General features: G+C 34.2%; 17 protein-coding genes and 2 pseudogenes. 13 read left to right on the forward strand and 6 right to left on the reverse strand.

The genetic code is table 11. The annotated features are described in order from the left end of the window. The first annotated feature begins 12 nt into the window (after positions 1-12). The gene (locus TKV_RS01360; protein WP_049684450.1) at positions 13-1,116 is read left to right on the forward strand and encodes a PfkB family carbohydrate kinase; all 1,104 of its coding nucleotides are present in this window, start codon (positions 13-15) and stop codon (positions 1,114-1,116) included. After that, positions 1,113-2,036, forward strand: coding sequence for a pseudouridine-5'-phosphate glycosidase (locus TKV_RS01365; RefSeq protein WP_049684451.1), 924 nt, complete (start codon positions 1,113-1,115; stop codon positions 2,034-2,036). The genes TKV_RS01360 and TKV_RS01365 overlap by 4 nt, the downstream gene beginning before the upstream one ends. Positions 2,037-2,340: 304 nt before the next feature. On the opposite strand, the gene tlp is transcribed toward TKV_RS01365, so the two are convergent. After that, positions 2,341-2,598, reverse strand: a complete 258-nt coding sequence (gene tlp, locus TKV_RS01370; protein WP_003869895.1) for a small acid-soluble spore protein Tlp — start codon at positions 2,596-2,598, stop codon at positions 2,341-2,343. Between the two features lie 217 nt (positions 2,599-2,815). Between tlp and TKV_RS01375 the strand changes: the two genes are divergently transcribed. The 10 genes and pseudogenes from TKV_RS01375 (at position 2,816) to TKV_RS01420 (ending at position 16,965) form a co-directional block, all read left to right on the forward strand. Beyond that, complete coding sequence (locus tag TKV_RS01375; protein ID WP_049684452.1) at positions 2,816-3,814, forward strand: inorganic phosphate transporter; 999 nt, start codon at positions 2,816-2,818, stop codon at positions 3,812-3,814. Between the two features lie 14 nt (positions 3,815-3,828). Next, on the forward strand, positions 3,829-4,443 hold the full coding sequence (locus TKV_RS01380; protein ID WP_049684453.1) for a DUF47 domain-containing protein: 615 nt from the start codon (positions 3,829-3,831) through the stop codon (positions 4,441-4,443). A gap of 149 nt (positions 4,444-4,592) precedes the next feature. Next, positions 4,593-5,195, forward strand: a pseudogene (locus TKV_RS01385) (sigma 54-interacting transcriptional regulator); the annotation flags it as partial. 176 nt (positions 5,196-5,371) lie between these two features. After that, the gene (locus tag TKV_RS01390) at positions 5,372-6,808 is read left to right on the forward strand and encodes a PTS mannitol transporter subunit IICB (protein ID WP_049684455.1); all 1,437 of its coding nucleotides are present in this window, start codon (positions 5,372-5,374) and stop codon (positions 6,806-6,808) included. Positions 6,809-6,818: 10 nt separating this feature from the next. Then, the gene (locus TKV_RS01395) at positions 6,819-8,873 is read left to right on the forward strand and encodes a BglG family transcription antiterminator (protein WP_049684456.1); all 2,055 of its coding nucleotides are present in this window, start codon (positions 6,819-6,821) and stop codon (positions 8,871-8,873) included. Then, a complete protein-coding gene (locus tag TKV_RS01400; RefSeq protein WP_049684457.1) occupies positions 8,866-9,306 on the forward strand; it encodes a PTS sugar transporter subunit IIA in 441 nt (146 codons plus the stop codon). The genes TKV_RS01395 and TKV_RS01400 overlap by 8 nt, the downstream gene beginning before the upstream one ends. 1 nt (position 9,307) lies before the next feature. Then, positions 9,308-10,474, forward strand: a complete 1,167-nt coding sequence (locus TKV_RS01405; protein ID WP_049684458.1) for a mannitol-1-phosphate 5-dehydrogenase — start codon at positions 9,308-9,310, stop codon at positions 10,472-10,474. A gap of 665 nt (positions 10,475-11,139) precedes the next feature. Next, on the forward strand, positions 11,140-14,790 hold the full coding sequence (locus TKV_RS01410; RefSeq protein ID WP_049684459.1) for a 5'-nucleotidase C-terminal domain-containing protein: 3,651 nt from the start codon (positions 11,140-11,142) through the stop codon (positions 14,788-14,790). Positions 14,791-14,930: 140 nt separating this feature from the next. Next, on the forward strand, positions 14,931-15,893 hold the full coding sequence (dusB, locus tag TKV_RS01415) for a tRNA dihydrouridine synthase DusB (RefSeq protein WP_049684460.1): 963 nt from the start codon (positions 14,931-14,933) through the stop codon (positions 15,891-15,893). Between the two features lie 325 nt (positions 15,894-16,218). Further along, positions 16,219-16,965 carry a hypothetical protein gene (locus TKV_RS01420; RefSeq protein ID WP_049684461.1) on the forward strand — a complete coding sequence of 249 codons (747 nt, stop codon included), beginning with the start codon at positions 16,219-16,221 and terminating at the stop codon, positions 16,963-16,965. 81 nt (positions 16,966-17,046) lie between these two features. Here TKV_RS01420 and TKV_RS01425 read toward each other — a convergent pair whose 3' ends face one another. From TKV_RS01425 to TKV_RS01440, 4 genes are read right to left on the reverse strand one after another with little or no spacing between them, the layout of a single operon-like run. Continuing rightward, the gene (locus TKV_RS01425; protein WP_049684462.1) at positions 17,047-17,841 is read right to left on the reverse strand and encodes a metal ABC transporter permease; all 795 of its coding nucleotides are present in this window, start codon (positions 17,839-17,841) and stop codon (positions 17,047-17,049) included. Continuing rightward, positions 17,834-18,598 (reverse strand): metal ABC transporter ATP-binding protein, encoded by a 765-nt coding sequence (locus TKV_RS01430; protein WP_049684463.1) that lies wholly within the window; start codon positions 18,596-18,598, stop codon positions 17,834-17,836. Before TKV_RS01430 ends, TKV_RS01425 begins: the two co-directional genes overlap by 8 nt. Positions 18,599-18,604: 6 nt before the next feature. Beyond that, on the reverse strand, positions 18,605-19,486 hold the full coding sequence (locus TKV_RS01435) for a metal ABC transporter substrate-binding protein (protein ID WP_049684464.1): 882 nt from the start codon (positions 19,484-19,486) through the stop codon (positions 18,605-18,607). A gap of 18 nt (positions 19,487-19,504) precedes the next feature. Then, positions 19,505-19,921, reverse strand: coding sequence for a Fur family transcriptional regulator (locus TKV_RS01440; protein WP_049684465.1), 417 nt, complete (start codon positions 19,919-19,921; stop codon positions 19,505-19,507). A 355-nt stretch (positions 19,922-20,276) separates the two neighbouring features. On the opposite strand from TKV_RS01440, the gene TKV_RS01445 reads away from it, so the two are divergent. Continuing rightward, complete coding sequence (locus tag TKV_RS01445) at positions 20,277-20,849, forward strand: LemA family protein (RefSeq protein WP_084574307.1); 573 nt, start codon at positions 20,277-20,279, stop codon at positions 20,847-20,849. 146 nt (positions 20,850-20,995) lie between these two features. Here TKV_RS01445 and TKV_RS01450 read toward each other — a convergent pair. Then, a pseudogene (locus TKV_RS01450) lies at positions 20,996-21,567 on the reverse strand (LysR substrate-binding domain-containing protein). Positions 21,568-21,805: the final 238 nt, after the last annotated feature.

Below are 21,805 nucleotides of genomic sequence, written 5' to 3' on the forward strand. Positions count from 1 at the left end.
GAGTGTATTGATGTGGCATTGACACAGAGGGAAAAAGAGATATTGAGATTTATAAAGAAAAATCCAATGATTTCTCAAGAAGAATTAGCACAGCTTATGGGTATTAGCAGGTCAGCTGTTGCAGGGCACATAGCAAACCTCATGAAAAAGGGCTTTATATTAGGAAGAGGCTATGTGGTGAGGGACTTTAAAGGTATTACTGTAATTGGAGGAGCAAATATAGATATAAAAGGTAAACCCTATTCAGAGCTTAAGCAGCATACTTCAAATCCGGGACACATAAACATAGCACCTGGTGGTGTAGGAAGAAATATTGCTCACAACCTTGCACAGCTTAGCTTACCTGTTACACTTTTGAGCGTTGTGGGTAATGATGATGAAGGAAGAAGGCTTCTTGAGGAGACAAGGCAAGCAGGGGTAAATGTTGAACAGATTGTAATTTCAAACACAAGACGTACAGGCATATATCTTGCCATTCTTAATGCAATTGGCGATATGGATGTAGCTCTTTCAGGAATGGACATTTTAGAAGAGTTAAATATACAATATCTTGAGTCCAAGATGGAAGTTATAAAAAATAGTGAGATTGTAGTTTTTGATACAAATATTCCCAAAGACAGCATCAAATATATTGTGGAGTTTTGCTACAATAATAATATTCCTGTAGTGGCAGAGCCCGTTTCCATCGACAAAGCAAAAAAATTAATAGGTGTACTTGACAAAATCGATTATGTAACTCCAAATAAAGAAGAACTTGAATCGATATCTGGAGTTAAAATAGCAAATGATGAGGATATGAAAAAAGCAGTTAAATATTTAAGACAAAAAGGTGTCAAAAATGTCATAGTAACTTTAGGAGAAAGAGGGGTATATATTTCTTCAGAAGAAGTTGAAAAATTTATAGAACCATATCAAGCCGAAATTGTTGATGCTACAGGTGCAGGAGATGCTTTGACGGCTGGCTTGGTCTATGGTATTTTTAATGGCTATACTCTGGATGTATCGGCAAAACTTGGTCTTGCTGCGGCATCTTATACAATATCCTCACCTTATACAGTAAATCCATTTTTAAATGAAAATCAATTAAAAAATATAGTAAAGGAGATTGTAAAATGAATAAGTTTATTGATTTGTCAAAAGAAGTTAAAGAAGCAATGGAAGAAAGGAAGCCTGTTGTTGCCCTTGAGTCCACTATAATATCTCACGGAATGCCTTATCCTGAAAACATTGAGACGGCTAAAACTTTGGAGAATATTGTAAGAGAACATGGAGCTATACCTGCTACAATTGCCATTATAAATGGAAGAATAAAAATTGGATTAAGCGAAGAAAAACTCGAATTTATGGGAACTTCAAAAGAAATATTAAAAGCTAGCAGAAGAGATTTACCCGTAGTTTTAGCAAAAGGACTTAGTGCAGCCACTACAGTTTCCGCAACAATGATTTGTGCAAATCTTGCGGGCATAAAGATTTTTGTTACAGGAGGTATAGGAGGTGTCCACCGAGGAGCAGAACAAACATTTGATATATCTGCTGATTTACAAGAACTTGCAAATACAGACGTAGCAGTTGTATGCGCAGGTGCAAAGGCAATACTTGACCTCCCACGTACTTTAGAGTACCTTGAAACCTTTGGGGTTCCTGTGGTAGGGTTTAAAACTTGGGAATTTCCAGCTTTTTATACAAGAGAAAGCGGACTTAAAGTTGATTATAAAGTTGATGACGAAATAGAGGCTGCAAAAATTATAAAGATAAAATGGGATTTAGGCTTAAAAGGTGGGGTTTTGATTGCAAATCCTATTCCAGAAGAATATGCCTTGGATAAGGCTTATATAGATAAAGCAATAGAAGATGCTCTTTATGAGGCAGAAAAACGCAATATAAAAGGTAAAGAAATAACGCCTTTTTTGTTGGATAAAATAAAAGATTTGACACAAGGTGAAAGTTTAAAAGCTAATATTGAACTTGTCAAAAATAATGCCCATGTAGGTGCGAAAATTGCCATTGAATTAAATAAATTGTATAAAGAGGCGTAGTCTACTCTTTCAAACTGTAGACAAACTTTCGTAAGGGAGAGATTTTGCATAAGGAGCGACTTGTTACAAAGCGATAACAAAACTTAGCAAGACCGAGGGTGGAGGCAGGGCCGAAGCCATGGATGGCGGAGGCGGGCACCTTAAGGCATGGATGCCGGTTGTGCCCGGTACCCTGCCGGAGCCTGAAGGTCGAGCTTTTAGTTTTGTCGCTTTGGAACATCGGAGCGACGATGCAAAATATCTACTTTGAAAATTTTTTTAACTTTATCAACAAATTGAAAGAGGCGTAATCCGCCTCTTATACCTACTTTCTGTCGTTGTCGTGTACTTCATCTATTATTTCTTCTCTCATGTTCTGTATACTTGTCAGCCTGTTTTTGTTTTTCTGTTTAATCCTTTCTATTTCTTCAGGAGAAAGTTCTTCTGCGTGTAATTTTAGGTAATCTTCTGCTTCTCTATAATTTTCTATAGTATCGTGTATCATCTGTTGCAATTTCTCTACATTATCTGAGCGGTCATCCGGCTTTGGAGGTTTTGTGTATTTATCATTTTCCTTTGCCATAACATCACCCCAATTTTAAAATTTCTCATATTTATTTTGTTCATAAAGAATATTTATATGTATTGTAGAAAAAGCATGTTTTTAAGTGCAGAAAATTTTAAAACATGCTTTTTGTTTTTTAAAATTTGAAGTACATGTAAATAACTTGTATAATTGTGTTAAGTATTTGTGCGTAAAATAAAAGTTAAATATATACTTTTTTACTTGAGGTGATGTCATGGATTTTTATTCTATCACAATCATAGTAATATTTTTTTATATATTTGTAACTGGTTTTCACGACGAAGGAAATCTTGTTGCTACTATTATATTTTCAAGGTCTATAGATGCAAAAAAAGCTTTTATTCTTGCAGCTGTTGCACAATTTTTGGGTACAACAATAATAAGTACTAATGTCAGTCAAACAATGGCAAAGGATATTGTAAAATATGAGTATTTATTTAAAAGCGGTTCCACTATTAGTTTATTGATATTATCCAGTTTAATAGGTGCCATGACATGGAACTTTATCACTTGGTATTTTGGAATACCTTCTAGTTCTTCTCACGCGTTAATTGGCGGAATGTTGGGACCTTTTGTCTTAGAATATGGTTTTAACTCAATAAATGTACAAGGTATACTATTTAGAGCTATTCTTCCGTTGTTTCTGTCTCCTATAATAGGATTTGTTACGGGATATTTAGTAACATTTTTTTTATCAGAAATATTGAAAAATCAAACACCGGAAGCGAATAACGTGCTTAAAAAACTGCAATATTTTACTCTCTTTTTTCTTAATGCAGGACAGGGGTCAAATGATGCCCAAAAAGGAATGGGTTTAATCGTTATTTTAATGATGATAAAGGGGCAAACTCATAATTTTGAAGTACCTTTTAACATAAAATACATGGCAGCTTTAATGATTTCTTTAGGACTTATATTAGGAGGATTTAGGATGATCAAAAGTGTAGGAACAAGAATATACAGAATAAAGCCTTTTCATTCCTTTAATGCACAGCTTTCTTCCCTTTTAGTTGTAAGTATAGCATCAATCATTGGTGCACCAATCAGCGGGACACAGTTAATTAACTCTTCGATTTTAGGCATTGGGGCGAAAGAAAGGCCTACTGCTGTCAGATGGCAGTTTGCCAGAGGAATGATTATGGCGTGGTTCATAACAATTCCCGTTTCTTTTATAATCTCTTATTTAATTTACGGTTTGACTAAACTTTTATGAGGGAGGTGAAGAGAATGAATGTATTTAAATGGTTATTTTCTAAAGAAATAGATTTCTATAAATTACTAGAAGAACAATCAAAATTGACATTACAAGGAGTTTGTGCTCTTGAAAAATACATGATGACAGGGAATATAGAAGATGGGCATGAAGTAAATAAATTAGAAAAAATTGCGGACAGAAAAAGGGAAGCATTAGTAAATGAGCTCGACAAGACTTTTATAACTCCTTTTGACAGAGAAGATATTTTTCAATTGTCGAAGGCTATTGATGATATACTGGATTATTCCGATACTACTGTAAAGGAGATGGAAATGTACAAACTTAAACCGACTGAAGAGATATTGGAAATTGTTACGGTCATAAAAATAAGCACAGAATTTATACACAAATCTGTCTGTAATCTTAATAAAAATAAAAAAGAAGGTATGAAACAGGCATTAAAAGCTAAAAAATATGAAAATGAAGTGGAGAATTTATATAGAAAAAATTTAGCGAAATTGTTTGAAGAAGAAGATGTAAAATATATTTTAAAAATGAGGGAAATTTTCAGGCATTTAAGCAACTGTGCAGACAAAATAGACCTTGCAGGGGATATATTAGGGCATATTTATGTAAAGATGATGTAGAAGCTATAATTGCTTTTATGAAGGAGTCCTGCGGGTTCTTTTTATTTATATAGAAAAATTCCTTAGAAATCTTAATAATGATTAAGTGTTTTAAAGTGTATTATTTTTTGTCTTTTATGATAAAATGTATCGTAAAGGTGGCGAAGGATGTGAAAAGAATTGACAAAGTTTATAATTGTCTAAAGGAATTGTGCAATAAGCAATTCGCTGAAAAAAGAGAAGTAGTGGGAGTTTCAGCTATGGAAATTGCACATGCCCTTAATATACAAAGAACAAATGCTTCCAGCGATTTAAATACCCTTTTTAGAGAAGGAAAAGTCATAAAAGTTGAAGGTAAACCAGTTTTGTATAAGGTTAAAGAACTTGATATGGTTTCTGATGAAAGTGATATGGTAGTGAAAGATGTATTTGACAGCATAATAGGAGCTAATTTAAGCCTTAAAAATGCCGTACAGCAAGCAAAAGCTGCTATAATTTATCCTCCTAATGGCCTTCATACACTTTTGCTTGGGGAGACGGGTACTGGCAAATCCATGTTTGCAGAAGTCATGTATAGTTTCCCAAAAGAAATTGGGAGAATAAAAAGAAATGCTCCTTTTGTGACTTTTAACTGTGCTGACTATGCTAATAATCCGCAACTTTTAATGTCACAACTGTTTGGAGTGAAAAAAGGAGCGTATACAGGTGCCGATAAGGATAGAATAGGCCTTGTTGAAAAAGCAGATGGTGGCATACTTTTTCTTGAAGAATTATCCGAAAACAATGGATTTGTTGATTAATCATAACCGGTTTTTTCGCCGGTTATTTTTTTATCTTCAATTTTGTCAAAGAAAACGAATGACAAAACTGATTTTCTTTGAATTGCATAAATGCATATAGGGGTTTACAATAATTATAGAAGAATAAATGCAAAAAGGAGGTAAAACTTATGCAAAATACTAATGCTCTCATAACTGGTGGCGGAAGTGTGAAAGCGAAGTTGCAAAAGCTTGGTGGCTTCTTGGCTGGCATGGTAATACCTAATATTGGTGCCTTTATAGCATGGGGACTTATTACTGCTTTCTTTATTCCAACAGGGTGGATTCCAAATGAACATTTGGCTAAACTTGTTGGACCTATGATAACTTATCTTTTACCAATTTTAATCGGTTATACAGGTGGTAAACTTGTATACGATGTAAGAGGTGGAGTGGTAGGAGCCATTGCAACAGCAGGTATCATAATCGGTTCATCTATACCGATGTTTCTCGGTGCTATGCTGATGGGTCCTTTAGGAGGCTATGTTATTAAAAAATTTGACGAGCTTGTAGAGGGAAAAATCCCAGCAGGTTTTGAAATGCTTGTCAACAATTTCTCAGCAGGCATTTTAGGTGGTTTATTAGCGATTATAGCATTTCTTTTCATTGAACCTGTTGTAAACGGCATCTCAGTAGGGTTGGGCGCAGCAGCTCAATGGGTTACAAATAAAGGCTTATTACCGTTAATAGCGATTTTTATAGAACCAGGGAAGATATTGTTTTTGAATAACGCTATAAATCACGGTATATTGGCTCCTCTTGGAGTAGCAGAAGTTAAAGAGTTTGGAAAGTCAATATTCTTTTTGCTGGAAACTAATCCGGGTCCAGGTTTGGGAGTTTTGCTGGCATATTGGTTCTTTGGAAAAGGCGATGCAAAACAATCAGCTCCAGGTGCCATCATAATACACTTCTTTGGCGGAATACATGAAATATATTTCCCTTACGTTTTGATGAATCCATTACTACTCTTGGCAGTTATAGGTGGTGGAATGGCTGCAGACGCGACATTTGTTTTGACAAAAGCAGGGTTGGTAGCTACACCTTCACCTGGTAGTATATTTGCAGAGATAGCTATGGCACCAAAAGGCGGACTACTTCCTGTACTTGCAGGTATTACAGTTGGTGCTATTGTTTCCTTCCTCATAGCTTCTGTTATTGTAAAAAGGGCAAGTGAAGAAAGCATGAGTGCCGAAAGCATGACTTTTGCTCGCTCGATCGTTAGCGGACTTAAAGCGCAAAGCAAAGGACAAAAAGTTGAAGAAGTAAATCCTAGTGTACAAAAAATAGAAGGTATGCCTAAAATGATTGTTTTTGCTTGCGATGCTGGTATGGGTTCTTCAGCAATGGGAGAAACTATTTTAAAGAAAAAATTAAAAGAAGCAGGATTGGATATTGTAGTTAAGCATTCTGCTGTAAATCAAATACCAAAAGAGGCCGATGTTGTATTTACACAGGAAAACCTTGCAGAAAGAGCTTCTCAAGTTGTGCCCCATGCTAAAATTGTAACGGTCAAAAACTTTTTAGACAATACAGTCTATGATGAATTTGTAAAGAACCTTAAAAAATAAAATAAAATTTATGGTGAAGAGTATGGAAGATCTAACTGTAAGACAAAAATTTATATTAAAAACTTTATTAGAGAAAGGTCCTTTCAATATAAAGGACCTTTCCAACCTTATGGATGTAAGTGAAAGAACTATTATGAGAGAAATAGCCTCTATAAACAATAATTTAAAAAAATATAAAGCTGTTATTATAGAGGACAATGGACAAATCATTTTAAAAGGAGAGGAAGAAGCGTTAGATAAAATCCATGCTTCTTTAGGCGCCATTCCTCTCCAATGGCTTTTAACTCCAGAGCAAAGGCAAATATTGATGACAATACAATTGTTGCTTTCAGAGGAACCTATAAAAGCTGCTTATTTTAGTTATCAATTTAATGTTGTAGAAGGAACTATAAGTCTCTATCTAGACAAAATAGAAGAATGGTTGAAAATGAGAAATTTATCTCTTATCAGAAGAAGAGGTTACGGGATTAAAGTAGAAGGAAGTGAATTAGATAAAAGAAATGCAATTGTGGAGCTGTTTTATAACTATAAACCCATAGAAGAACTTTTAGCTTTTGTCTATAATGATGAAAAAGACAAATATGTATACACATTTTTTAGCACAGTTTTTGACAATGAGTTAGTTCAATTAGTGAAAAGAATTGTACAACAAATTAAAAATGTTATACATGATCACTTATCTGACTTAAATTACTTTGGAATGTTTATACATTTACTTGTTTCTATTTACAGAACAAAAATAGACAAGCCAATACAACTTAACGATGAATTTGTAAAGGACATTTTACTTTCTAATGAATTTATTTTCATGAAAGATGTAGAAAAAATATTGAAAGAAAATGAAATATATTTGCCAGATGCTGAATTGGCATATTTGGCTATTCATTTAAGTCCCAAAAAATACGTTTATAAACAAAATAGATTTGAAGAACTTGGCATTTCTTTACAAGATTTATCAAAAGAGGTTGTGGAAGAAGTTTCTCGGCTTTTAAACATAAAGATAAATTGCGACGAACAACTTATTGTAGGGCTGTCACAGCATTTTGAACCTGCCCTTTATAGATTGACAATGGGACTTCAGACTACCAATCCATTAGTAGAAGAAATTAAAAATTACTATGGTGATTTGTTTAAAGCGGTAAATAGAGCTTGCAAGTTAATTTTTTCTAAATATAATCTTATGATACCTGAAGAAGAGATTGGTTATATTACAATGCATATTGGAGCTGCAATTGAAAGACAGCAAGCTTTATCAAAAAAACTGAGAGTTTTTGTTATATGTCCGAATGGAATGGGAACTGCGAGAATATTATCAGCTAAATTAAAAACTCTTTTTAGAGAAATTGATGCTATTGACATAGGGTCAATATGGGAGTATAAGAAAAAGAGTGATGACTATGACCTAATAATTTCTACAGTAAAGCTTGAAGATTTAAAAGATAATGTAATTGTGGTATCGCCTTTTTTGACAGAAGAAGATATTAAAAAGGTCGAAGAGTTTATAGAGAAATATGCAGTCAAGAAAGAAAAAGAATTGCCAGGGAATTTGCCGATGGTGAAAAAGAGACAAAACTTTGAAATAGCAGATGAAATACTTCGGAATTTGCAGTTGAAATACGTGGAAGCAAAAACTATTGCAGATTTAATAAAATTCATTGCAAAAGATTTATATGATTTAATGCTTACTGAAGATGCAAAAGAAATAGAAGAGCTAATCTTTAAAAGGGAAGCCATGGGCAATGTTGTCATACCAAACACACACATTGCTTTAATTCATACAAGAAGTGACAAAATGGTAATGCCTTTTGTCGGCGTCTATAAACTAAAAACTCCATTGAAAATGAAAAGTGTTGGTTTTTCTTATGAAGAAGTAGATACTTTTCTTGTGATGTTAGCAAGGAAAACAGAAAGCAGTGAAATATTAGAGATGTTAGGTAAAATAAGTATTTCGCTAATTGAGGATAAAGCTTTTAATGAAATATTGAGGTTTGGTGATATTAAAGATATTAGAAATAGCTTAGTTAAAATACTAAATGATACACAGGAGGCTTTGGAGGATGAATAGAGAAATACTAAACGAAAATAATATCGTATTAAATGTACCATCAGAATCTAAAATACAAGCTATTGAGAGAGTAGGAAATTTGCTTTTTAAAAATGGCTATGTTGAAAAAGAATATATAGAAGGTATGAAAAAAAGAGAAGAAGATGTAACAACTTATATAGGTAATGGTATTGCTATTCCTCACGGTGTTTCTGGGTATGTAAAATATATAAAAAAATCTGGAATAGTTATAGCGCAATATCCTAAAGGAGTAGATTTTGGAGATGGAAATATTGCCTATATTGTCATAGGAATTGCAGGCAAGGGAGATGAACATTTAGAGATATTATCAAAAATAGCTCTTACCTGCCAGTATGAAGAAAATGTCGAGAAATTGAAAAAGGCAAGGACAAAACAAGAAATAATAGAAATACTTCAAAAAGGTGATGAATAATATGTTAAAAGCGGTTCATTTTGGAGCAGGGAATATAGGCAGAGGATTTATAGGGTATTTGCTTTATAAATCTGAATATGAAATAACTTTTGTTGATATATCTAAAGAATTGGTAGAAAGTATAAATACCTATAAAAGATATAATGTGATTATTTTAAAAGATAATGTGGAAAAGGAAGAAGTAAAAAACATCAAAGCTATTCATATCGAAGATGAAGAAAATCTATCCAAGGCTATTGTAGATGCAGATATAATTACGACTTCAGTAGGAGCTAATAATCTTAAGAGCATAGGGGAAAAATTAAGAAATTATTTAAAGATAAGAAAAGCTAACATTGATAAACCTTTGAATATAATGGCATGCGAAAATGCACTGTTTGCAACAAATATACTAAAAAATAGTATATTGGAAAAAGAGGATAAAGATTTTATTGAGTACGTAAATCAAAAAATTGGTTTTCCTAATACGGCTGTGGACAGGATAGTACCGAATGTAGATATAAAGAAAGAACTGCCAATAGATGTAGCAGTTGAAGATTTTTATGAATGGGATATTGACAAAAAAGCAATTATTGGGGATTTAAATATCAAAGGGGTGGAACTTGTCGCTGACCTTGAACCTTATATAGAGAGAAAATTATTTTTATTAAATGGAGCCCATGCTACCACTGCATATTTAGGATATTTAAAAGGGTATAAATATATACATGAAGCGATTGAGGATGATTTTATAAGAAATATAGTGTCTGGAATGCAAGAAGAAGCTTCTCTTGCGCTTTCTAGAAAGCACAATATAAAAAAAGATGAGTTAGGGAGGTATGCAAGTAAGGTAATAAAAAGGTTTAAAAACTCCTATTTAAAAGACGAAGTTGTAAGAGTAGGGAGAGAGCCTACAAGGAAATTAGCGGGAAATGACCGGTTAATGATGCCTGCTAAGTTTTGCTACGAAATTGGAGTTATGCCCCAATTTATACTATACGGTATAGCTGCAGGGCTTTTGTTTGATTATAAGGAAGACCCTAAAGCTTGTGAAATCCAAAATGACATTAAAAATTTCGGTTTAGAAAAAACAATAAGCAAAGTTACAGGTTTAGAAGAAAATAGTGGTTTATTGCAGGAAATTGTAAAAAAATATAAAGAATTGAAAGAAGCTTTTGGAAAAAGATGATATAGATTGGATTCTATATTATCTCAGACTGTAAACAAACTTTCGGAAAGGAGATATTTTGCATAAGGAGCGACTTGTGACAAAGCGTTAACAAAACTTAGCAAGACCGAGGGTGGAGGCAGGGCCGAAGCCAAGGAGGGCGGAGGCGGGCACCTGAGACAGGATGTCGAATGTGCCCGGAACCCTGCCGGAACCCGAAGGTCGAGCTTAGTTTTGTCGCTTTGGAACACTGGAGCTACGATGCAAAATATCTCCTTTAAAAAATTTTTGACTTTGTCAACAAACTGAGATGATATAGATTGAATTCTATATCATCTTTTTCTAAAGGAAGATTATTATAATAAATTTAAAAATGTCTACAATACTAAGTAAACGTATAAAAGAAAAAGCAAAGGGGAGTAAAATTGGAAATAAATATGTGACATTGTCCTAAATCGTTGTTGAAGGTCAAAAAAGTGTTTTATATAATTATATTAAGACTTGTCTGACATCTGATGTATGATGTAATTTACACAAAATTAATAATAGTTTAACTTCTATTTAACATTCATCTGGTATGCTTAAAATGTCAGGAATTTTTCCGCATTGTTGTATTATATGGAGGTGGTCAATAGGAGATATATTTATTTAGTTGATCCAAAGATCCAGTGAAAGGGAGGATGTAAATGTTTAGGCAAAGGTCAAGGGTACTGGCTATACTTGTTGCAGCAATAATGGTATTTAGCATGTTTTTCTCTGCAATACCGCAGATAGCCTTTGCTGCAACGTCAAAAACGTTTGACTTTATTGAAGTTACCGATTTTCACGGTTATTTACAAAATGATGGTAAATTAAGTAATGGGACAACTTATAAGCAGCAAATAGCAGGTGTTTTGGCAAAACAAATTAAAGATATAAAAGCTCAAAATCCTGACAGAACTGTAATTTTATCTGGCGGAGATATGTTCCAAGGAACGCCGCTTTCCAACGTCTTAAAAGGACAGCCAGTTATTGACATGATGAAAAACATTGGCTTTGACGCAATAACTCTTGGGAATCACGAATATGACTGGGGTATTAATTCAGTAATTGATACGCAAAATGCTACACTTAAAGATTCAGCAATTCCCGTTCTTGCAGCAAATGTGTATGATAAAACAACTGGGAAGCCTGTGAGTTATGTAAAGCCCTATGTAATTATTGAAAGAGATGGAGTAAAAATCGGCATAATTGGCATCGTAGACAATAAAGAATTCCCAAATATAATAATGCCTGCATATATACAAAATGTTGAATTTAAAGATCCTGTTCCAATTGTAAATGACTTAGCGCAGCAGTTAAGACAACAAGGTGTGCAAATTGTTGTTGTACTGGCACATATGGGTGCATATCAAGATAAGTCAGGTAATGCAACAGGCAATCTTATAGACTTTGCAAAACAAGTTAAAGGTGTAGATGCTATATTTGGTGGACATACACATTCAATTGTCACTACAAGAGTAAATGGAATTCCTGTAGGGGTTGCTTACTATTATGGCAGAGGATTCATCGATTTAAAGATAACATTAAATGATGATGGCACAGTTACAACAGGCGATATGCAATACATTGATATTACAGGTTTGTATTCTACACAAAATCCTGTAGTGGATCCTGATGTACAAGCCATTGTTGATAAAGCTTCTAAAGATGTGGGACCTATATTTAACGAAGTGATAGGTCAAGCTGCAATTGACTTGACAAGGACTCAAAGTGCGCAACCTTATGGAGACTCTCTCTTAGGTAACTGGGCAGCACAAGTGACAAAGGATGCAGTAGGAGCAGATTTTGGTTTTGCTAATAATGGTGGGCTTAGGAGAGATATTCCAAAGGGCGATATAACTGTTGGAATGATGTATCAGCTGATGCCTTTTGACAACACAATAGTTACAATGAAAATGACAGGTGCGCAAGTAAAAACTATCCTTGAGCAGGCTGTTCAAGATGGAGGAAAGGGCATACAAGTTGCAGGACTTTCCTTTAAATATGACCCAACGAGACCTTCAATGCACAGAGTATTTGACATGAAAAAATCCGACGGAACACCAATAGCAATGGATAAGACTTATCTTGTTGCTACAAACAATTTCATGGGTACTGGCGGAGATGGCTTTAAAGGTTTTACAGACCCTGATGTTGTAAAAACCTATGTTGACACATATAAGCTTGTAAGAGATGCATTTATAGAGGCAGTTAAAGCGCAAAAAGTTGTTACTTCAAAAGTAGATAATAGAATTGCACCTGGTGCAAATAACAGTATATTAGTAACAGTACTTGCTACATCAGATATACATGGCAATATATTCCCATGGGACTACAACACTGCAAAACCTGCGAATAGAGGTCTTGCCAAAGTAGCTACTTATGTAAAACAAGTAAGAGAACAATATCCATATGTAGCATTAGTTGATAATGGAGATACAATTCAAGGAACGCCACTTTCTTACTACTATGACAAAATAGATACTAAAGCAGAGTATCCACTGGCGAAAGTAATGGGAGCAATGAAATATGATACCTGGACATTGGGCAACCATGAATACAATTATGGACTTGACGCCTTAAATAGGGTCATAAAAGACATGAGAAGTGAAGGTATCCATGTGCTTTCAGCAAATACTTACAAAGATGACGGAACAAACTTTGTTGACCCTTACTATATTAAGACATTTGATACGCCACAAGGACCTGTAAAAGTGGGTATATTAGGCCTTACAACCAAAACTATACCATCATGGGAAGATAAAGACCACTATGCAGGATTACACTTTAATGACCTTGTAGAGGAAGCAAATAAGTGGGTGCCTAAGTTAAGAGCAGCAGGAGCAGACATTGTAGTTGTTACTATGCATACAGGCGAAGAAAAGCCGACAGATGTGATACCAGAAAATCAAGTTATTGCTGTAGCAACGAAGGTAAATGGCATTGATGCAATAGTTGCAGGACATACACATATTAATATACCAGAACACGATTATAAGAACCCTGCAGGAAATACTGTTATAGTAACACAACCTGGTAAATGGGGTGAATATGTATCACAAATATACTTTGACATTGTCAAAAATGCGGAAGGCAAATGGGTAGTAGGAGATAAATGGAGCACGACTGTAAAAATGGACGATTCTATACAGGCAGATCCTGACATCATTAAACTGGCACAACCATATCAAGATGCAACACTTAAATACATAGGAACAAAAATTGGTGTTGCAGCAGGTGACTTCTTAGGTACTGAACAGACAGTAAAAGAGACAGCTATAATGGACCTTATCAATAAAGTTCAAAAATATTATGCAAAAACTGATCTATCAATTGCTGCACCACTTAGCAGTTCAGCAAAGATATTGAAAGGCGATATAACAATTCAGGACATCATGGGTGTATATGTATATGAAAACTACTTGTATGGAATAAAGATGACAGGAAAACAATTAAAAGACTGGATGGAATGGTCAGCAAGGTATTACAAACAAGTTTCCTCGCCAAATGATCCTATAACAAAAGATCCTACTTTAAATATACCTGATTACAATCTTGACCAACTATACGGCGCAAGCTATGTAATAGATTTAACACAACCAGCAGGGCATAGAATTAAGAATCTCAAAGTCAATGGCAAACTTGTAAAAGATGACGATGTATTCACAGTAGCAATAAACAACTATAGGTTTAACGGCGGCGGTGGATTTATGCAAGCTGCTGGAATAACAAATCCAGAAATCGTATTTGATTCCGCAAAAGCTTATGGCGACGACGGACAGGTAAGGAATTTGATGATCAGATACATTCAGGAGCATGGTACAATTACACCAACTGTTGAAAATTACTGGTATATCTCAACAACACCTGTAGAAGAAGAAATTGAAGCACCAGTACTACAACCTGCACCACAACCTGTATACAACTATGGCATTGTAACTGCATCAGCGCTTAACGTGAGGGCCGGCGCAAGCACTTCAGACAAAATTTTAGGAGTCCTTCCTGCCGGAAAAGTTGTGACATTGCTTGAAGAAGTCAACGGATGGTACAAGATTGACTACAATGGCAAGACAGGATACATCTACGGCAAATACGTTGCTGAAACGCCAAATCCGTCAAATGTAACTGTTTTGAAAGCTGTAAAAGTTACTGCTAAGAGCGGATTAAATGTAAGAGTAGGGAATTCTATAAATGCAAAGAAGATAGGAGCAGTACCATATGGTACAGAACTAAAAGTAGTTGGAGAATATAATGGATGGTATCAGATACAGTATAATGGCGGATTTGGATATGTATACGCAAAATATACAAAATAAGAGCTAAAGAAGAGAAAAGCTGTGGGAAACCGCAGCTTTTCTCTTTTGTAAAGACAGTTAGAGAGAAGAAAATATATGATAAAATATATAGGTAAGTAGATTATATACAGGAGATTGACAGCGAAAGGGATGAAATAAGTTTGAAAATAGGCGATGTAGTTTTAAAAAATAACGTATTTTTATCTCCTATGGCAGGAGTTACAGATAAGCCCTTTAGATTGATTTGTCAAGAAATGGGTTGTGGCCTTGCATATTCAGAAATGGTAAGCGCCAAAGGCCTTTATTATGGCAGTGAAAATACAAAAGTGTTGACAGATATTGATGAGGAAGAGAAGGTGGCTCTTCAAATATTTGGTTCTGATCCAGATATTATGGGGGAGATAGCAAGAAGGCTAAATGATAGCAAAGCTTTAATTCTCGATATAAACATGGGATGCCCTACCCCTAAAATAGTTAAAAATGGTGATGGGGCGGCACTCATGCTAAAACCAGAATTGGCAGAAAAAGTGATGGAATCTGTCGTAAAGGCTTCAAATAAACCTGTAACAGTTAAAATAAGAAAAGGTTGGGATGATAGTCACGTAAATGCAGTAGAAATAGCGAAAATCGCTGAAAGCTGTGGTGTCAAGGCGGTAGCTGTTCATGGAAGGACGAGAGAACAATTTTATTCTGGAAAAGCAGACTGGAGTATAATAAAAAAAGTTAAAGAAAGTGTAAAAATACCTGTTATGGGCAATGGCGATATATTTACACCAGAAGATGCAAAAAGAATGTTGGAGGAAACGGGATGCGATGCAATTTTAATAGGACGAGGGGCGCAGGGTAATCCCTGGATATTCAAAAGAACTGTACATTTTTTAAATAGCGGAGAATTACTTCCTGAGCCGACAATACAAGAAAAAATAGAAGTGATTATCAGGCATTTGGAAATGATGATAGAATACAAAGGTGAACGTACAGGTATTCTTGAAATGAGAAAACATATTGCTTGGTATTTAAAGGGATTATATGGAAGTGCCAAACTCAGGGAAGCAGTGTTTAAAATGGAAAAGTATGAAGAAATAAAAGAATTTTTGTTAAATATAGGAAAGACCTATGTTTAGCTGTAATTTAAAAGTCTTGCAATATTTAGCAGGGCTTTTCAGACTGTAGACAAGGTCATTTAATAAGTCTCCGCTTTTATGCGCAAAGTGCATTGCGGAAGAATCTTAGTGTGCCTTGGCGAAGTTTTGGATAAGCAGCTTCTCATGAGCAGTATAAAAATGCATACCACCTTTAAAAATGCTTTTCTAATTTGTATAAAAGCTATATTTCGGATTATATAATATGCAGTAAAAATGATTTTTGACGCTATAAAACATTAAAGTAAGACATGCACAAATGATTTAAAGAAACCACATATATGTATCATAGGGAGATGATGCATATATGATGAGGGACAATATAGAGAAAAAATATGGTGGAATTGATATTATAGAATTTTATTATAAAGAGGGAATTAAAAAGAAAAAGGCAATACCTAAAGAAACTTTTTATGACAGATTTCTAAAAATTGGAGACCTTATAATGATATCAAAACCTTATGAAAGGAAGTTGGACGCAAAAAAATATAAAATCAGCCTATATGAGCTTTTGAAAGACGTAGATTATGAAGAAGTATTTGGGATAAACATCTCTCCCAAAAGAAAAAAAGAGATCTATTACAACAATCTCTCTTTTAAAAATTTTACCATAGGCGATATTGTTTTGGCTACAAGTCCTGGCTTTCACATACAAGGTGCTATTAGACATGCTGCTATATTCGATAGCAGAAGATATCATGGGAGCGTTGATGATGAATGCTTACTCACTGCAGAACCAAACAAAGGAGTAATATACGAATCTATTCGATTTTATCATGAAAACTTTGGGGAAGCTTGGGGACTTTATGTGCCTAATACAACTTTACAGCAAAGAATTGCGGTTGTTGATGAACTTACAAAACACTTAGGAGAGAGATATTATTGGAGCGCCCATAAAAACAATCCAAAGGCGTGGTATTGTTCTTTAGTTCCTTGGAGAGGCTATTACAATATAACGGGAATCGACATCGATTATAATGATGGATACTGGGTTTTGCCTATAGATATTTTTATGAGTGAATACACTGAAGTTTTTGAGTATTCGAGGGGATAGGGATTGCCTCCTATCTTTTTTAAAAAGAAAAACAAAACAGGCTGATGGCTGTTTTGTTGAGTAGATTGTTTATATTCAAATTTACCTTTTTTTCAAAGAGGCAAGTCCCATGATTATTAGTGATACAATGACTATGCTGCCGCCAGGTGAAAGATTTAAGTAAAAGGATAAAAATATTCCCAAAAAAACTGATATAAATGAAAACAAGATTGCATAAAATATTGTCTGTTTAAAGCTTTGGGCAATTCTTAGACTTGCGGCAGCCGGTATTACCATTAAAGCAGATACTAAAAGTGCTCCTACAATTCTCATGGAAAGAGCGACGGTCAATGCTACAAGTATTGTAAAAAAGAAGTTTATATAGCTTACGGGTATTCCTGAAATTTTTGCTGCTTCTTCGTCAAATGTAATGTATAAAAGTTCTTTATATAGTAAAACAATTGATAAAACTACTATAATGCCAAGGGTTAAAATCAAAAGAACATCGGTATTTGTTACAGAGACAATACTTCCAAAGAGATAATTCATTATGTTGGTGGCGCCGCTTCTTGAAAGACTTAAAAGAATTATTGCTACTGCCATTCCTGCAGACATTACTATGGCTATTGATATTTCTGAATACCTGAAATATGTATTTCTCAGTCTTTCTATTCCAAAAGAAGCTAAAAGTACTACAATTATGGAACCTAGTGTAGGATTTATTCCAAGTAAAATACCTGCTGCCACTCCTGCTAAAGCAACGTGAGAAAGGGTATCACCTATTTGTGAAAGCCGTCTTAGGACAAGAAAGCTACCTGTTAAAGGTGCAATTATTGAAATGATACTTCCTGCGATAAAGGCTCTTATCATAAATTTATATGAAAAAATATCAATCATTGTTAACACTCCCATTGTGATGATGTTTTGCTATTTTTACTGGATATCCGTATACTTCAGCTAATTCTCCTGCTGTAAGGTCGACGGCTTCACACTTTTCGTTGATTTTACCTTCACTCATGCATATTATTCTTGTAACCTTGTTGGTAATTGCCCAAACGTCGTGGGTTACCATTACAATTGTTATGCCTTTTTCTTTATTTAGTTTTTCAAGGATAGCGTATAAAGCCTTTTCAGACTTTGCATCAATTCCTGCTGTAGGCTCATCCAAAAAAAGTATTTCTGGTTTTGCAACTAAAGAGCGAGCTATGAAAACCCTTTGCAGTTGTCCACCCGATAGTTTTCCTATTAAACTTTGTTTATAATCGAGCATGTCTACAATTTTTAAAGCCTCATAGACTTCTTCCCAATCTTTTTTGGATAGTCTTTTAAATAACCCCTTTTTTGCGTATAATCCCATTGATACTACTTCTTCTACACTGGCAGGAAAAGAGGCATTAAAAGAATAAGATTTTTGGGGTACATAACTTATAAAAGACCTATTTTTTATATTTTGTAGGTTTACTCCATCGTACAAAACTTCGCCGGAAGTGGGAATGAGATTTCCCACCATGATATTGATAAGTGTGCTTTTTCCTGACCCGTTTGGTCCAATGATTGCTATGAATTCTCCTTTATTTATTTTTAAAGAAACGTTGCTGAGAACTTTTTTACTATCGTAAGAAAAATTCACATTTTTAAGTTCAATCAAATTCATTTTCACCTACTCCAATGCTTTTATTAAGTTTTCAAGGTTTTGTTTCATTAAAGAGATGTAATCTTCTTTTTTCTTTATGTCCTCTTTCGTCAGTCCTTCAATAGTATTTAGAGGCAAAACTTGCACTCCTGTTTCTTTTGCTATAGTCTGTATTGGCTTTGGTGAAGTTAAAGGCTCTGTAAAAATGTACTTTATGTTTTCTTTCTTTATTAAGTTTATAATTTCACCTATTCGAGCAGGACTTGCTTCTGCCTCTTCATTCATTCCCACCAGTGCTTCTTGCTTTAGTCCATAGTCTCTTGCCAAATAATCAAAAGCGCTGTGGTATACGATAAATGTTTTGTGTTTTGTCTGTGAAAGAGCGTCAGTATATTCTTTATCAAGATTTTCTAATGTATTTTTTAAGCTTTGATAATTCTTTTCAAAATAATCTTTGCTTTTTGGGTCTGCTTTTTGCAACGCTTCCTTTATGTTTTTAGCCATTATCAAAGCTTCTTTTGGAGACAACCATATGTGTGGATTTGTCTCATTGCCGTATTTTATTGGGTTTACACCTTTTGATACTTCATAAAATGCTACATTAGGAGCATTGCTTTTTATTTTGTCAATCCAGGAATCCATACCAAGTCCTAAATACAATATAGTGTTTGCCTTTGTCATCTCAGCCACATCTTTTGTAGTAGGTTCCCAATCGTGAGGTTCAACACCCGATGGTATAATGGTTTTTACAACTATTTTGTTTCCACCTATTTTAGATGACAAGTCATAGATGGGATAAAAAGATGCGTATACTACTGGTTTTGAAGGTTCAGCTGTCTTTGTGCCACAAGAAGTTAAACCTAAAACTAAAGCCATTATAAGTATCATAGAGATTAAAGCTTTTTTCATAAATATTACCTCCGATAGTTAGTTTTTATTGGCTCTGCAGTCTTTGCAATAACCAACAATTTCTATTTTGTGGTCAACAATTTCAAAGTCTTTTATTTGGTTTATCCAAAGTTCAAGAGGGCATATGTTTAGCTCAAAAATTTTACCGCATTTTAGGCATTTCATAGTGTGATTGTGTATTTCTTTTTGCATTACATACATAATATTATTGCCAATTGTTGTTTCATTTAAAATATTTATGTTTTTTAAAAGGCTTAAGTTTCGATAAACTGTGTCAATGCTTATCTGAGGGAAAACCTCTTTCACTTTTTCATATATTTCCCTCACAGATAAATATCCCTGCTGGTTTAACATTATATCCAGTATTAATTCTCGCTGGGGTGTGAGCTTGTAATTGTGGTCTTTTAATTTTTTGATTGCTTCTTGTTTACGCATTGTAATCACAACCTTTTATTAAATAAGAAATCTTTCTTAATTAAGATAATATTACGATTTAACAAAAATGTCAACAGAAATTTTGTTATAAATTTATATAAAATGTTAACTTTTACATATGCTATTGATATTTGAAAAAATGTTTTCTATAATAAAAAAGTAAAGATGTTTAAAAATCAAAATTTGTATAGAAAAAGGTGATCCAAATGAAAGAATACAGAAAAATATTAGAGAATATTATAAATTAACATTAAAAAAGTAATAATAGGAAAAAGAGAATATGGAAATATAGATTTTACTTTACAAAATAAATTGTATAATAGTATTGTAAAAAATTTTTGAGAGGGGAATGGAAGTGAAAAATCCTTTAGTCGTTGTATTGATTGTTTTAGTTTTAATAGTTATACTGGCATTTGGGACGATTTACGGCACATATAATCAACTGGTAGCATTAGACGAAAATGTAAACAGTAAATGGAGCCAGATTGACAACCAGCTCCAAAGAAGGGCTGATTTAATTCCTAATTTAGTTGAGACTGTTAAAGGATATGCAGCCCATGAAAAAGAAGTTTTTGAAAGTGTAAATAAAGCGAGAGAAAAACTTTTAAGCGCTAACACTGTTGCTGAAAAAGCAGCTTCAAATGATGAATTAAATACAGCATTGGGAAGGCTTCTTGCTATTGCAGAAAATTACCCTAATTTAAAAGCTGATGCAAATTTCAGGCAGTTAAGCGACGAACTAGCGGGGACTGAAAACAGAATAGCTGTAGCGAGAATGGATTATAACAATGCTGTTCAGGCGTATAATACCAAGATAAGGTCTTTTCCTACCTCTATCATTGCTAATATGTTTGGCTTTAAAGAGAGAGAATATTTTAAAGCAGATGAAGCTGCAAAAACTGTGCCCAAGGTGGATTTTTCCAAATAAGCATTCCTGTAATAAATTAAAATAGGACTTTGCAAAAATGGTTAATATTTTACTTTATCTCAGTTTTTTGCGGAGGTCCTGTTGTCAAAATGTTGAAGCTGATGGGTTATTTTAATCGGTGTGGCTGCAGGTTGTGCTTTGTGGCGCTACCTTATGCTGTAATTATAAAGGTGTTTTATAAACTCTTCGAACAGATTCGACTTGAACTTATCTTTATGATAAATGATGCTAAACTTCCTTTCAAACCTTATATTTTCAATGTCAACTTTTACGAGCCTACCGCCTCTTATCTCCTTTTTCACGGCCAGCTTGGATATGACCGAAACGCCTATATTGGCTTGGACGGCCTTTTTTATGGCCTCTGTATTGTTAAGAACGTATTTTATTCTGTACCTCATATTATTTTTCGCCATGGTCTCCTCAAAAACCTCCCTCGTCCCGCTTCCCTTTTCTCGCATGATTATATCCTCATTTTCAATCTCTGCGGGGCTGATGCTTTTTTTTCTGCCCACCTGTGGTTTTTTGAGCATACAAGATATAGCTCATCGTCTATATAGGGTGTTACAACAATGTCCCTTGAATGAACTGGCCCTTCGACAATGCCAAGGTCTATAGAATTGTCAAATATCAGCTTTTCTATCCCTGCCGTATTGTCAATCGTAAAGTAGACGTCGACACTGAACCTTTTCCTGAACTCGCCGATTATCTCCGGGAGCAGGTAAATTCATAATATCATATTATTTTACTAATGAAAAGATAAAAGGAAAATTTTGGTATTATTTAACTCCCTCAAGTCTTGCGCTTTACTGCCTTTGTGATTTTTTCGAATTTTAGAGTTTAGTTTACTATAGTATAAAGAAATAGACGCACAAAATTGTAAGTTTATGCAAATGATCATTCATAATATAATTGTTATGCATAATATAACTATTTATTATTAGACTAAAATTTTTGTA

Origin of the sequence: Thermoanaerobacter kivui, assembly GCF_000763575.1 — a bacterium.
GTDB classification, from domain to species: Bacteria; Bacillota; Thermoanaerobacteria; order Thermoanaerobacterales; family Thermoanaerobacteraceae; genus Thermoanaerobacter; species Thermoanaerobacter kivui.